The sequence below is a fragment of the Sphingopyxis alaskensis RB2256 genome (genome assembly GCF_000013985.1).
Taxonomy (GTDB): Bacteria; Pseudomonadota; Alphaproteobacteria; order Sphingomonadales; family Sphingomonadaceae; genus Sphingopyxis; species Sphingopyxis alaskensis.
In genome coordinates this window covers 1,546,932-1,559,717 of the sequence record NC_008048.1, presented here as the reverse complement: position 1 = coordinate 1,559,717, position 12,786 = coordinate 1,546,932, and the positions used below count along the sequence as shown (strand labels likewise).

Annotated in this window: 10 protein-coding genes and 1 tRNA gene; 6 read left to right on the top strand and 5 right to left on the bottom strand. The window is 63.2% G+C overall.

The features are described from left to right. Positions 1 to 156: 156 nt before the first annotated feature. The 3 genes from rpsA to aroA all read right to left on the bottom strand — a co-directional run bounded on the left by rpsA (position 157) and on the right by aroA (position 4,108). Positions 157 to 1,869, bottom strand: a complete 1,713-nt coding sequence (gene rpsA / locus SALA_RS07580; RefSeq protein ID WP_011541788.1) for a 30S ribosomal protein S1 — start codon at positions 1,867 to 1,869, stop codon at positions 157 to 159. A gap of 272 nt (positions 1,870 to 2,141) precedes the next feature. Beyond that, a complete protein-coding gene (locus tag SALA_RS07575; protein ID WP_011541787.1) occupies positions 2,142 to 2,771 on the bottom strand; it encodes a (d)CMP kinase in 630 nt (209 codons plus the stop codon). Continuing rightward, positions 2,768 to 4,108, bottom strand: a complete 1,341-nt coding sequence (gene aroA, locus SALA_RS07570; protein ID WP_011541786.1) for a 3-phosphoshikimate 1-carboxyvinyltransferase — start codon at positions 4,106 to 4,108, stop codon at positions 2,768 to 2,770. The genes SALA_RS07575 and aroA overlap by 4 nt, the downstream gene beginning before the upstream one ends. 125 nt (positions 4,109 to 4,233) lie before the next feature. On the opposite strand from aroA, the gene SALA_RS07565 reads away from it, so the two are divergent. Both SALA_RS07565 and SALA_RS07560 read left to right on the top strand, forming a co-directional pair. Next, a complete protein-coding gene (locus SALA_RS07565) occupies positions 4,234 to 4,560 on the top strand; it encodes a TIGR02300 family protein (RefSeq protein WP_011541785.1) in 327 nt (108 codons plus the stop codon). A gap of 118 nt (positions 4,561 to 4,678) precedes the next feature. Then, positions 4,679 to 4,754 (top strand) — tRNA-Ala (locus SALA_RS07560). A gap of 56 nt (positions 4,755 to 4,810) precedes the next feature. On the opposite strand, the gene SALA_RS07555 is transcribed toward SALA_RS07560, so the two are convergent. Beyond that, a complete protein-coding gene (locus tag SALA_RS07555; RefSeq protein ID WP_011541784.1) occupies positions 4,811 to 5,254 on the bottom strand; it encodes an RrF2 family transcriptional regulator in 444 nt (147 codons plus the stop codon). Between the two features lie 151 nt (positions 5,255 to 5,405). Here SALA_RS07555 and SALA_RS07550 point away from each other — a divergent pair, with 151 nt between their 5' ends. The 3 genes from SALA_RS07550 (at position 5,406) to SALA_RS07540 (ending at position 7,328) form a co-directional block, all read left to right on the top strand. Then, positions 5,406 to 5,963, top strand: a complete 558-nt coding sequence (locus SALA_RS07550) for a hypothetical protein (RefSeq protein ID WP_011541783.1) — start codon at positions 5,406 to 5,408, stop codon at positions 5,961 to 5,963. Further along, positions 5,947 to 6,657 carry a hypothetical protein gene (locus SALA_RS07545; RefSeq protein WP_153802659.1) on the top strand — a complete coding sequence of 237 codons (711 nt, stop codon included), beginning with the start codon at positions 5,947 to 5,949 and terminating at the stop codon, positions 6,655 to 6,657. Before SALA_RS07550 ends, SALA_RS07545 begins: the two co-directional genes overlap by 17 nt. Positions 6,658 to 6,725: 68 nt before the next feature. Continuing rightward, complete coding sequence (locus tag SALA_RS07540; protein WP_011541781.1) at positions 6,726 to 7,328, top strand: HD domain-containing protein; 603 nt, start codon at positions 6,726 to 6,728, stop codon at positions 7,326 to 7,328. 134 nt (positions 7,329 to 7,462) lie between these two features. Here the strand turns inward: SALA_RS07540 and SALA_RS07535 are convergent, their stop codons facing one another. Then, complete coding sequence (locus SALA_RS07535; RefSeq protein WP_011541780.1) at positions 7,463 to 8,266, bottom strand: enoyl-CoA hydratase-related protein; 804 nt, start codon at positions 8,264 to 8,266, stop codon at positions 7,463 to 7,465. A 294-nt stretch (positions 8,267 to 8,560) separates the two neighbouring features. On the opposite strand from SALA_RS07535, the gene rpoB reads away from it, so the two are divergent. Then, complete coding sequence (gene rpoB, locus SALA_RS07530) at positions 8,561 to 12,739, top strand: DNA-directed RNA polymerase subunit beta (protein ID WP_011541779.1); 4,179 nt, start codon at positions 8,561 to 8,563, stop codon at positions 12,737 to 12,739. Positions 12,740 to 12,786: the final 47 nt, after the last annotated feature.

The window sequence follows — 12,786 nt, the reverse complement described above, 5'->3', positions numbered from 1 at the left end:
GATCGTTGCCGTCGATTGTACGTGAGACCCCTCCCAACGTGCGGACAGGGTATCATGAATCACTGTTTGGTCAAAATATATCACTGAAAGAAAAAGGCCCGCAGAGGGACACTCTGCGGGCCATTTCCATTGCCTCGCGGCGAGAGGGTGAAATTATCAGTCCTTCTTGCCCGCCTTTAGCGCTTCGCCGAGGATGTCGCCGAGCGACGCACCCGAATCCGACGAACCATATTGCGCAACCGCTTCCTTCTCTTCGGCGATCTGCATCGCCTTGACCGAGAAGTTCGGCTTTTTCGAGCGATCGAAGCCGACAACCATCGCGTCGAACTTCTGACCGACCTGATAACGCTCGGGACGCTGTTCGTCGCGGTCGCGGCCAAGATCGGCGCGCTTGATAAAGCCCGTGACGCCGCTTTCGCCGGCCTGTACTTCAAGGCCGTTGTCACGCACTTCGAGGACCGAGACGGTGACAACATCGTTCTTCTTCAGCGAACCCGCAGCGGCCATGCCGCCGCCGACGGCGGGCGCACCCTTTTCGAGCTGCTTGATACCGAGACTGATGCGTTCCTTCTCGACATCGACGTCGAGGACGACGACCTGCACCGTCTCGCCCTTGCGGTGGAGGTGCAGCGCCTCCTCGCCCGAGATGCCCCACGCGATGTCCGACATGTGGACCATGCCGTCAACGTCGCCCGGAAGACCGATGAACAGACCGAATTCGGTCGCATTCTTGACTTCGCCTTCGACGATCGAGCCGACCGGGTGCGCCTCGGCGAAGGCGCCCCAGGGGTTCGACTGCGCCTGTTTGAGCCCGAGGCTGATGCGACGCTTGTCGCTGTCGACTTCGAGCACGATGACCTCGACTTCCTGGCTCGTCGAAACGATCTTGCCGGGATGGACATTCTTCTTGACCCACGACATTTCGCTGACGTGGACGAGGCCCTCGATGCCGGGTTCGAGTTCGACGAACGCGCCGTAATCGGTAATGTTGGTGACGGTGCCCGACAGCTTCGCGCCGACGGGATATTTGGCGGCGACGCCTTCCCACGGATCGCTTTCAAGCTGCTTCATGCCCAGGCTGATACGCTGTGTGTCACGGTTGATGCGGATGATCTGCACCTTGACCGTATCGCCGATATTGATGATTTCGCTCGGGTGGTTGACGCGCTTGTAGCTCATGTCGGTGACATGAAGCAGGCCGTCGATGCCGCCAAGGTCGACAAAGGCGCCATAGTCGGTGATATTCTTGACCGCGCCTTCGATGATCTGGCCTTCTTCGAGGTTCTGGATCAGGCCCGAACGCTGTTCGGCGCGCGTTTCTTCGAGGATCGCGCGGCGCGAGACGACGATGTTGCCGCGGCGGCGATCCATCTTGAGGATCTGGAAGGGCTGCGGCAGGTCCATGAGCGGGCCGACGTCACGAACAGGGCGGATGTCGACCTGGCTGCCCGGCAGGAAGGCCACGGCGCCGCCGAGGTCGACGGTGAAGCCGCCCTTGACGCGGCCGAAGATGACGCCTTCGACGCGCGCTTCCTTGTTGAACTCTTCCTCAAGGCGGTCCCACGCGGCTTCGCGGCGAGCGCGGTCGCGCGACAACATGGTCTCGCCATTGGCGTTTTCGACGCGGTCGACATAAACTTCGACTTCGTCGCCGACCTTGAGGTCAGCCTTCTGGCCCGGCATCGCGAATTCGCGAAGCGGCACGCGCCCTTCGCTCTTCAGGCCAATGTCGATCACTGCCAGGTCATTTTCAATCGCGGTCACGGTGCCCTTGACGACACGGCCTTCAAAGCCGCCGTCGGCGCCGCCCAGCGATTCGTCGAGCATCGCGGCGAAATCGTCGCGCGTCGGAAAAGCCGTAGAGGCCATAGAATGTCTTCCTTACTTCATTGTTCCGGCCAAGCGGTTGGTTCCGCTGGTCTTGTGGCCGATCCGTCCTGCCCGCCGGATGCGGAGCAGGACATCGTCGAGGCGCATGGTTCGATCGGGACATGGGCAAAGCAAAAGGGGCGCGACGAGCCGATCCCGCCGCGCCCGACACTCGAAACGAGTGGCGGTTCGTCCATGCCGCGACCGGCAAGGCGCCTGTCGGACGCGATGCCCATAGGCGCGAGCCTGCGCGAAAGCAAGGCAAAAGGCGGTCAGCGACGTTCGCGCAGGCGGCGTTCGACAAAGGCGATTGCCGCCGCCAGCGCAGCCTCGCGGTCGATGTTCGTATTGTCGAGCAGCATCGCGTCGGCCGCGCGGCGCAGCGGGGCGTCGGCGCGCGCCGTATCGCGCGCGTCGCGGGCGTGGATATCGGCGAGCACCGCATCATAGGTGACGTCGATTCCGCGGCCGCGCATTTCGGCGTGACGCCGCCGCGCGCGCTCTTCGGGAGTCGCGGTCACGAATATCTTGGCGTCGGCGTGCGGCGCGATCACGGTGCCGATATCGCGCCCGTCGAGCACCGCGCCACCCGGCTGGTTCGCGAAATCGACCTGACGCTGGAACAGCGCGGCGCGAACCGCGGGATGCACCGAAACGCGGCTGGCGAGACCGCCCGTCGATTCATAGCGGAGCGCGGGGTCGTCGAGCAGGCTGTCGGGGAAGTCGCAGGCCGCGACGGCGTCGGCGGCCCTGTCCGGATCACCGTGGTTGAGCTGCGTCTGATAGCCGACGGCGCGATACAGGAGGCCGGTGTCGAGTACCGGCAGGCCGAAATGGTCTGCGAGCTGGCGAGCAAGCGTGCCCTTGCCCGATGCGGTGGGGCCATCGATGGCGATGATCATTGTTGCAAACCCGCAAGCAATGCCTCGAAATTGGGGAAGCTCGTTGCGACGGGGGCGATGTCGTCGACCGTCACCGGCGCCTTGCTGACAAGCCCCGCGATTGCGAAGCTCATGCAGATGCGATGATCGAGATGGCCGGCGATGGTCGCGCCGCCGGCTAGCGGATCGCCGCCGGTGCCATCAATGACAAGGCCGTCTTGGCTTTCCTCGACACGCGCGCCGATGGCCTTGAGCCCGGTCGCCATGACGGCAAGGCGGTCGCTTTCCTTGACGCGCAGTTCATCGAGCCCCGTGGTCACCGTGCGGCCTTCGGCGAGCGTCGCGGCAACGAAGAGGACTGGAAACTCATCGATCATGCTCGGCGCAACCGCCGGGTCGACCTCGATGCCTTTGAGCACGCTGTGGCGCACGCGCAGGTCGGCGACGGGTTCGCCGCCGATTTCGCGCCGGTCGAGCAGTTCGATGTCGCCGCCCATCGCCTTCAGAACCTCGACCAGCCCGGCGCGCGTCGGATTGAGACCGACGTTGGCGATGGTGACGTCCGAACCGGGCACGATGAGCGCCGCAACGATAAAGAAGGCGGCCGAGGAGGGATCACCGGGGACGATGATCGCCTGCGGCTTGAGATCGGCTTCGCCGCGGATACGGATATGGCGCGTGCCGCCCGCGTCGATGTCGACGGTCAGATCGGCGCCAAAGGCGCCGAGCATCCGCTCGCTGTGGTCGCGCGTGGGCACCGGCTCGATGACTTCGGTGACGCCGGGCGTATTGAGTCCGGCGAGAAGGATCGCGCTCTTCACCTGCGCCGACGCCATCGGCAGGCGGTAGGAGAGGGGAATGGCGGGCGCGAGGCCGCGGACCATCAGCGGCAGAGTTTTTGCCCCCCTGGCGCCCGGCGAGGCGCTGATGTCGGCGCCCATCTGGGTCAGCGGATCGATGACGCGCCCCATCGGGCGACCCGACAGGCTGGCGTCGCCGACGAAAGTGGCGGTGATCGGGTGGCTCGCGACGAGCCCCATCAGCAGACGTGTCGACGTGCCGCTGTTCCCCATGTCGAGCGCGCCCCGCGGCTGGAGCAAGCCGCCGACGCCGACGCCGTGGATGCGCCATTCGCCGTCGTCGCGGCGCGCGATATCGGCCCCCATGGCGCGCATCGCGGCGGCGGTCGCGAGGACATCATGCCCTTCGAGCAGGCCGGCGACGCGGCTTTCGCCGACGGCCAGCGCCGACAGCATCAGCGATCGGTGCGAGATGCTCTTGTCGCCCGGAATGGCGATCCTGCCCTTCAACGGAACGGAGGCAGAAAAGCTGCGCGGTGTGGCGGTTTGGTCGGTCATCGCGTGCGGCTTTTGACAGCGGCCTTGCAATCTGGCAAGGCGCACGCCGATTTGACGGATAGCTATTCAGGCGTCGTCGTTCTTCCGATATTTTTATCCTGTTTCCAAAGGATTATGAGGCTTTTATGATCAAGGCTGAATGGGGCACGAAACGCAGCTGCCCGAAATGCGCCACGCGATTCTATGATTTGACCAAGGATGATCCGGTCAGCTGCATCAACTGCGGCTATTCGTGGATTCCGGAATCGGTGCTGAAATCAAAGCAGCCGATGCCGTTCGAGGAAGCCGAGAAGCCGGGCAAGATCGCCAAGGACGATGTGGCGGCCGACGAGGATCTGGATCTGGATGTCGATGTTGACGAGGACAGCGATTCGCCCGACAATGACGTCGATCTTGGCGGCGACGACGATCTGGGCGTTGCGACCGGCGATGATGAAGACGACGAAAGCTGATCGCCTTTTTGCGGCGGCAAAAACTTCGTTGAAAGATGATTTCGCCTCTTGCATCGCCCGGCGGCGCTGCTAAAGGCGGCGTCCCGGTCGCGCCGCCCAGGCCGCGACGAAATGACACGGGGCCTTAGCTCAGCTGGGAGAGCGCCTGCATGGCATGCAGGAGGTCAGCGGTTCGATCCCGCTAGGCTCCACCATTTTTCTGGAAAGGCCCGCGATCGCGGGCCTTTTGCTATGCGGCGAGTGGAGGCTTTCAGGCCGCTGCTTCGGTCTCGAAAACGGGTTCGAGTTCGATCGGGTCGGCCAGCGTGATGCGGTCGAGGATCGATGCGGTCTCGTCGCGCACCTTCAACATCAGGCTGCGGAGTCGGCATTCGGCTTCGGGCAGGCAATTCTTGCAATGTTCGTGCGCGTTGCGTGCGGCGCAGGGGACGAGCGCCAGCGACCCGCGCGTCAGGCGGACGAGGTCGCCATAGCTGATGTCGACGGGAGGCAGCGCAAGCTGATAACCTCCGTCGCGGCCGCGCTGCGAAATCAACAGCCCCTCGCGCGCCATTTCGGACAGGATGACGGTCAGGAACTTGGGCGGGATATTCTGCGCCTCGGCGATGTCCGCAAGCTGGACCTGCCCCCTGCCCCAATGGTCGGCAAGATGCTGGAACGCGCGGATCGTATAGCGGGTCTTCTGCGAGAGCATGGCGGCTTAGTGTGACATAATCCGCCTTAATTCAACCTGTCAGGATGAGATAAGTTGCACGGTTGATGAAAATCACAGCGGGTGGCATGCTTCGGCGATAAAAGGGTCGCACGACTGCCCGGTTGCGGGCGCGGAACAGGTGAAACAGATCATGCGTAAAATCCTGGCGACCCCTGCGGTATTTGCGACCTGCCTTCTCGCGATCACTCCGGCAGAGGCGCAATTCGGCAGCCTGCTGCGCAAGGTGACCACGCCGGCGCCCGCGCCGAGCGAAAACGACAATGGCGGTTGTCCCAAAGGCAAGAAGGGCAGCAGCATCGGACGCAACATCCTGGGCAATGTCATCAGCGATGCCGTCGGCGACGCGGCGAGCAAGGCGGGGGTCTATTCTTATGTCCCGATCGCGGAGGTGAGCGGGACGCTGACCGATGCCATCGCCTGCCGTCTTGATCCCGCCGAGCAGGTTCAGGCCGCGGCGGCGACCGAGGAAGTCACGCGCGGCGAAGAGGTCGGCGCGACCGCCAACTGGACGAGCGAAACCCGTCCCAATGTCAGCGGATCGTCGACCGTGGCGTCGATCAACGACGAGCGCGGCGGGCGCAAATGCATGAACGTCAACGACTTCATCATTGTCGAGGGCGAGGAAACGCGCGTCACCAAACGGATGTGCAAGGGGCCGGGCGAGTCGCGCTATGTCCTGGCAGCGTAAGGCGGCACGCCTGGGCTTTGCGGTTCTGGCTATCGGGGGGTTGACCGGGGCGACCGGGATGGATCCGGTCAATCCGACATGTCCGCTGAATCCCAATTGGTCGAACAACCCGACGATGACGCTGACGATCGAGAAGCGCGGCGGCATCAAGGTGATGCTGGCAGAGGGGCGCGTCGATCCCGGCCTGCCCGACCGTCTGGCTGCCGCGCTCAAGGCAAACCCCGATGTGGGCGAAATCTGGCTACGCTCGCCTGGCGGCGATGCGCGCGCCGGCAATGCCGCGGGGCGAATAATCCGGTCGAACATGGGGCTGACGACGCGTATTCCGAGCGGTTGGGCCTGTTTCAGCGCGTGCAATTTCGTGTTCATGGGCGGGCAGCCACGCGTGATCGATCCCGGTGGCGTCTTCATGGTTCATATGTTCACGCGGACAGGCGATCGGGCGGCGATCGACATGAGCGTCGCGCTCGGCACCGATGCGACGCGCGAACTGATCGGCGACATCGAACAGGATTCGGCGCTGCTCGCCAGCGAGGATAATGATTTCCTGATCCGTATGGGAATCTCGCGAAAATTGCTGACCGAGATCATGTATCGCCAGCAAGCGGTTGCGACCGGGGAAAACAAGTCGACGCGCCGGTGCCTGACGCTCGACGAGGCTCTGAAATATGGTGTGACCTACGCGCCCGAGTGATGCGCTTTGCATAGCGTTGCAAACCGAAACGAATAACGTAGACTGGCGGCCAACAAGGAGAGGCTGCCATGACCGATATCACGCGTGACCATGCGCGTTTCCGCTCGATGATCGACGGGACGCAGGAAGACTGGGACATCATCGCGCGCGAGCAGAAAGCCTTTGCGCCGCAGAATGGCAGACGCATTCTCGACCATCTGAAGCTGCTCGGCGGCGATTATGGCGGCTTTCCGGTGGACCGGCTGGAACATTGTCTGCAAACCGCGACGCGCGCGCATCGGGACGGCCGCGACGAGGAATATGTCGTGATGGCGCTGCTCCACGATATCGGCGACACGCTGGGCGCGTTCAATCACCCCGACGTCGCGGCGGCGATCCTGAAGCCCTTTCTGACCGAGGAAAATCTGTGGATCGTCCAGCACCACGGCATCTTCCAGGGCCATTATTTCTTCCACTATCTCGGGCTCGACCGCGACATGCGCGACCAGTTCAAGGATAGCCCTTATTACGATGCGTGCGCCGAGTTCTGCGAGAAATATGACGCGCCGGCGTTCGACCCCGATTACGACAGCGAGCCGCTCGAGTTCTTCGAGCCGATGGTGATGCGGATCTGCTCCTATCCGAAAAGCAGCATCTACAAGAAGGTGATGACCGCGGAAGCGGCGGAGTAGTTCAGGTAAAGTGCGGCAACAGGAACCTGCTCGCATCGAGCGCATCGAGCGAGGTCGAGATGCCAATCGGCTTTGCGCTTGCCTTCGGGGTGTCTCGACTTCGCCCGACACGAACGGGATCGGGCGGTGCGGGGCTATTTCCCTCTGAACTCGGTCTTGCGCTTCTGCTGAAAGGCCATGATGCCCTCCATCGCGTCGGCGCTGTCGCCCGCGATGAACTGGCCCCTGGCTTCGGCGTCGAGCGTGGTCGCGAAATCCTGCGACAGTCCATCGCGCAACAGCTTGCGCATCGTGCCGAGTGCGATCGTCGGACCATTGGCGAGGCGTGCGGCCAGCGTCTTGGCCTCGGCCATCAACGCGGCATCGTCGACGCATTTGTAGATCATGCCCCAGTCGGCGGCCTGATCGGCGCCGATCTTTTCGCCCAGCATCATCATCTGCAACGCCCGCGGCACACCGACCAGGCGCGGCAGCAGCCACGACGAACCGCCATCGGGGACAAGGCCGATGTTCACGAATGCCTGGAGGAAATAGGCGCTCTTGCCCGCGATGGTGAAATCGCCCGACAGCGCGAAACTGCACCCGACGCCCGCCGCCGGGCCATTGACCGCGACGACGACGGGAATGTCGAGGTTGGCAAGCGCGAGCAACATCGGGTTGTAATGGCCGCGCAGCGCATTGCGGCTGCGTGCGCCACCGCCGACGGCGCCGCCCGAACGGTCGCCCGCGAGGTCGGCGCCCGAACAAAAGCCGCGACCTTCGCCCGTGATGAGCAGCGCGCGCGCGCCGAGGGCGGGCAGGTGATCGAGCGCGGCGCGGATCTCGTCGGCCATTTCCGGCGGCATCGAATTGAGCCGGTCGGGGCGGTTGAGCGTGATCGTCGCGACGGCATCGGCGAAGTCGAGCCTGATCGTGTCGAAAGCGGGCAGGTCGGTCATGGGGAAATATCCTCTCGCTGGGGCTTTACCTTTACGTTCACGTAAAGTTGTGACGCATTTGCTGGAGGAGTGCAAGGGGGCGCGGCGTTGACTCGGCGTGTGTCAAATCCTATATGCCGGTCACTCCCCATCGTCCGAGATAGGGCCTGACTTTGCGCGGCAGGCTGTACGGATAGGGCGGCGGGGATTTCGAGATGCGTCAAGAAGCTGCGGTAAACCGGCAACGGTTGCCTGCGGCCTTTTTGCGTCTCTATCGCGTCCGCGAGTTATTTTATCAAGGCGAGACAATCACTTATGGCGACCAAGGCGAAGTCGGTGGGCCAGGCCCTCGAAGCAACCGCGACCAAGCGAATCCGCAAGCTGTTCGGCAATATCCACGAAGCGGTGGAAATGCCCAACCTGATTGAGGTGCAGCGCGAATCCTATGAGCAGTTCCTGCGCTCGGACCCCTCGATCGGTTATGTTTCGGGTCTTGAAAAGACGCTGCGCAGCGTTTTTCCGATCCGCGATTTCGCCGGCACCGCCGAGCTCGACTTCGTTCATTACGAACTTGAAGCGCCCAAATATGACGTCGAGGAATGCCGTCAGCGCGGCATCACCTATGCGGCGCCGATGAAGGTAACGCTGCGCCTGATCGTCTTTGAAGTCGACAGCGAAACCGACACGCGCAGCGTCCTCGATATCAAGGAACAGGACGTTTACATGGGCGACATGCCGCTCATGACCGAGAACGGCACCTTCTTCGTCAACGGCACCGAGCGCGTCATCGTGTCGCAGATGCACCGTTCGCCGGGTGTGCTCTTCGACCATGACCGCGGCAAGACCCATTCGTCGGGCAAGTTCCTTTTCGCCGCGCGCGTGATCCCGTACCGCGGTTCGTGGCTCGATTTCGAGTTCGACGCCAAGGACATTGTCAATGTCCGTATCGACCGCAAGCGCAAGCTGCCGGTCACCAGCCTGCTCTATGCGCTGGGCATGACGGGCGAGGAGATTCTCAACCATTTCTATGACCGCCTCGTCTTCGAGCGCGCCGAGAATGGCTGGAAAGTACCGTTCATGGTCGAAAACTGGCGCGGTTCGAAGCCCGCGTTCGACGTCGTGGACGCCAAGACCGGCGAAGTCGTCTTTGCCGCCGGGCACAAGATCAGCCCGCGCCTTGCCAACAAGGCGGCGAAGGACGGTCTCGACACGCTGCTGATCCCGACCGAGGAAATCTTCGGCCGCTATTCGGCTTACGACCTCATCAACGAATCGACCGGCGAGATTTACATCGAGGCCGGCGACGAAGTGTCGGCCGAGAATCTGGAGAAGCTCGACGCCGCGGGTATCGACAAGCTGGTTCTGCTCGACATCGACCACAACAACACCGGCCCGTGGATTCGCAACACGCTGAAGGCCGACAAGGCCGAGGATCGCGACCAGGCGCTGTCGGACATCTACCGCGTCATGCGCCCTGGTGAACCGCCGACGCGCGAAACCGCGGAAGCGCTGTTCGCAGGCCTGTTCTTCGACCCCGAGCGTTACGATCTGTCGGCTGTCGGCCGCGTCAAGCTCAACATGCGCCTGGGCCTCGATGCCGAGGACACGGTCACCACGCTGCGCAGCGAGGACATTCTCGCCGTGGTCAAGGAGCTGGTGAACCTGAAAGACGGCAAGGGCGAAATCGACGACATCGACAATCTGGGCAACCGCCGCGTCCGTTCGGTCGGCGAGCTGCTCGAAAACCAGTATCGCGTCGGCCTGCTGCGCATGGAGCGCGCGGTCAAGGAGCGCATGAGCTCGGTCGACGTGTCGACGGTGATGCCGAATGACCTGATCAACGCGAAGCCCGCGGTCGCCGCGGTGCGCGAATTCTTCGGCTCGTCGCAGCTTTCGCAGTTCATGGACCAGACCAATCCCTTGTCGGAAGTCACCCACAAGCGCCGCGTGTCGGCGCTTGGGCCGGGTGGTCTGACGCGTGAGCGTGCGGGCTTTGAAGTCCGCGACGTTCATCCGACCCACTATGGCCGCATCTGCCCGATTGAAACGCCCGAAGGCCCGAACATCGGTCTGATCAACAGCCTCGCGACCTTTGCGCGCGTCAACAAATATGGCTTCATCGAAACGCCATACCGCCGCGTCGTCGACGGCAAGGTGACGAACGAGGTCGTTTACCTCTCGGCGATGGAGGAATCGAAGCACACGGTTGCGCAGGCGAACGCTGATCTGAATCCCGACGGCAGCTTCATCGACGAACTGATTTCCGCGCGCGAAGCAGGCGAGTTCCTGATGGCGCCGCGCGAGCAGATCACGCTGATGGACGTGTCGCCGAAGCAGCTCGTTTCGGTTGCCGCGTCGCTGATTCCGTTCCTCGAAAACGATGACGCCAACCGCGCGCTGATGGGGTCGAACATGCAGCGTCAGGCGGTGCCTTTGCTCCGCGCCGAGGCGCCGGTCGTCGGCACGGGCATGGAAGAAACCGTTGCCCGCGACTCGGGCGCCGCGATCGCGGCGCGCCGCGGCGGCGTGATCGACCAGGTCGACGCGACGCGTATCGTGATCCGTGCGACCGACATGGTCGAACCCGGCAAGTCGGGCGTCGACATCTATCGCCTGCAGAAGTTCCAGCGGTCGAACCAGAACACCTGCATCAACCAGCGTCCGCTGGTGAAGGTGGGCGACGTGGTCCGCGCCGGCGATATCATCGCCGACGGCCCGTCGACCGAGCTTGGCGAACTGGCGCTCGGCAAGAATGTGCTCGTCGCCTTCATGCCGTGGAACGGCTACAATTATGAGGACTCGATCCTCATTTCCGAACGCATCGTGAAGGACGACGTCTTCACCTCGATCCACATCGAGGAGTTTGAGGTCACCGCGCGCGACACGCGCCTTGGCCCCGAAGACATCACGCGCGACATTCCGAACGTCGGCGAGGAAGCGCTGCGCAACCTCGACGAAGCGGGCATCGTCTATATCGGCGCCGAGGTCGGCCCCGGCGACATCCTGGCCGGCAAGATCACCCCGAAGGGTGAATCGCCGATGACGCCGGAAGAAAAGCTGCTGCGCGCGATTTTCGGCGAAAAGGCCAGCGACGTGCGCGACACCTCGCTCCGCCTGCCGCCCGGCGTGTCGGGCACGGTCGTCGAAGTCCGCGTCTTCAACCGTCACGGCATCGACAAGGACGAGCGCGCGATCGCGATCGAACGCGAGGAAATCGAGCGCCTGAAGCAGGACGCCGACGACGAGCGCGCGATCCTCAACCGCGCGACCTTCTCCAGCCTCAAGGACCTGCTGGTCGGTCAGGCGACCAGCGCCGTGCCGAAGGGGTTGAAAAAGGGTGACATCGTCACCGAAGAGATGCTGGTCGGACTCGACCGTGCCGACTGGTGGAAGCTCGCGGTGGTCGACGACAAGGCGCAGACCGCGCTGGAAGCGATCAAGGCGCAGTATGACGATGCGATCAAGCGGATCAACGCGAAATATGAAGATCGCGTCGAAAAGCTGCAGCGCGGCGACGAACTCGCCCCCGGCGTGCTCAAGATGGTCAAGGTCTTCGTCGCGGTGAAGCGCAAGCTGCAACCGGGCGACAAGATGGCCGGTCGTCACGGCAACAAGGGCGTCATCAGCCGCATCCTGCCCGTCGAGGACATGCCGTTCCTCGAGGACGGCACGCCGGTCGATATCGTGCTGAATCCGCTGGGCGTGCCGTCGCGCATGAATGTCGGACAGATCCTCGAAACACATCTTGGCTGGGCGTCGCGCGGGCTGGGGCAACAGGTCACGAGGGCGCTGGAGGAATGGCGCGACGCCAATCCCGATGCGACGGGTGGCGAAATGCCCGAGGCGGTGCGCGAAAAGCTGGAGCATGTTTATGGCGCTGAATATGTCGAAGACATCCGTTCGCGCGATGCCGAAGGCATTATCGAGCTGGCGTCGAACCTGAAGGTCGGCGTGCCCTTCGCGACGCCGGTGTTCGACGGCGCGAAGGAAGCCGATGTGTCGAACATGCTGACGCTGGCGGGACTTGATGAATCGGGTCAGTCGGACCTGTATGACGGCCGCACCGGCGACAAGTTCGACCGCAAGGTGACCGTGGGCTACATCTATATGCTGAAGCTCCATCACCTTGTCGACGACAAGATCCACGCGCGTTCGATCGGGCCGTACAGCCTCGTCACCCAGCAGCCGCTGGGCGGTAAGGCGCAGTTCGGCGGCCAGCGCTTCGGTGAAATGGAAGTGTGGGCGCTGCAAGCCTATGGCGCGGCATACACGCTCCAGGAAATGCTGACGGTGAAGTCCGACGACGTGATCGGCCGCACCAAGGTTTACGAAGCGATCGTCAAGGGCGACGATACGTTCGAGGCCGGCATTCCCGAAAGCTTCAACGTGCTCGTCAAGGAAATGCGCTCGCTGGGCCTCAACGTCGAACTGTCTTCCTATGCGGAAGAAGATCCCGACGAAGGTCCCGAAGCCCTTCCCGAAGCCGCCGAATAAGATTTTTCCTCACCCCTCTCGCCCCGGCGCGAGAGGGGAAGATGGAG

Coding starts and splice junctions, on each gene's coding strand:
- rpsA (WP_011541788.1), bottom strand. CDS start 1,869: ATGGCCTCTACGGCTTTTCCGACGCGCGACGATTTCGCCGCGATGCTC.
- SALA_RS07575 (WP_011541787.1), bottom strand. CDS start 2,771: ATGATCATCGCCATCGATGGCCCCACCGCATCGGGCAAGGGCACGCTT.
- aroA (WP_011541786.1), bottom strand. CDS start 4,108: ATGACCGACCAAACCGCCACACCGCGCAGCTTTTCTGCCTCCGTTCCG.
- SALA_RS07565 (WP_011541785.1), top strand. CDS start 4,234: ATGATCAAGGCTGAATGGGGCACGAAACGCAGCTGCCCGAAATGCGCC.
- SALA_RS07555 (WP_011541784.1), bottom strand. CDS start 5,254: ATGCTCTCGCAGAAGACCCGCTATACGATCCGCGCGTTCCAGCATCTT.
- SALA_RS07550 (WP_011541783.1), top strand. CDS start 5,406: ATGCGTAAAATCCTGGCGACCCCTGCGGTATTTGCGACCTGCCTTCTC.
- SALA_RS07545 (WP_153802659.1), top strand. CDS start 5,947: ATGTCCTGGCAGCGTAAGGCGGCACGCCTGGGCTTTGCGGTTCTGGCT.
- SALA_RS07540 (WP_011541781.1), top strand. CDS start 6,726: ATGACCGATATCACGCGTGACCATGCGCGTTTCCGCTCGATGATCGAC.
- SALA_RS07535 (WP_011541780.1), bottom strand. CDS start 8,266: ATGACCGACCTGCCCGCTTTCGACACGATCAGGCTCGACTTCGCCGAT.
- rpoB (WP_011541779.1), top strand. CDS start 8,561: ATGGCGACCAAGGCGAAGTCGGTGGGCCAGGCCCTCGAAGCAACCGCG.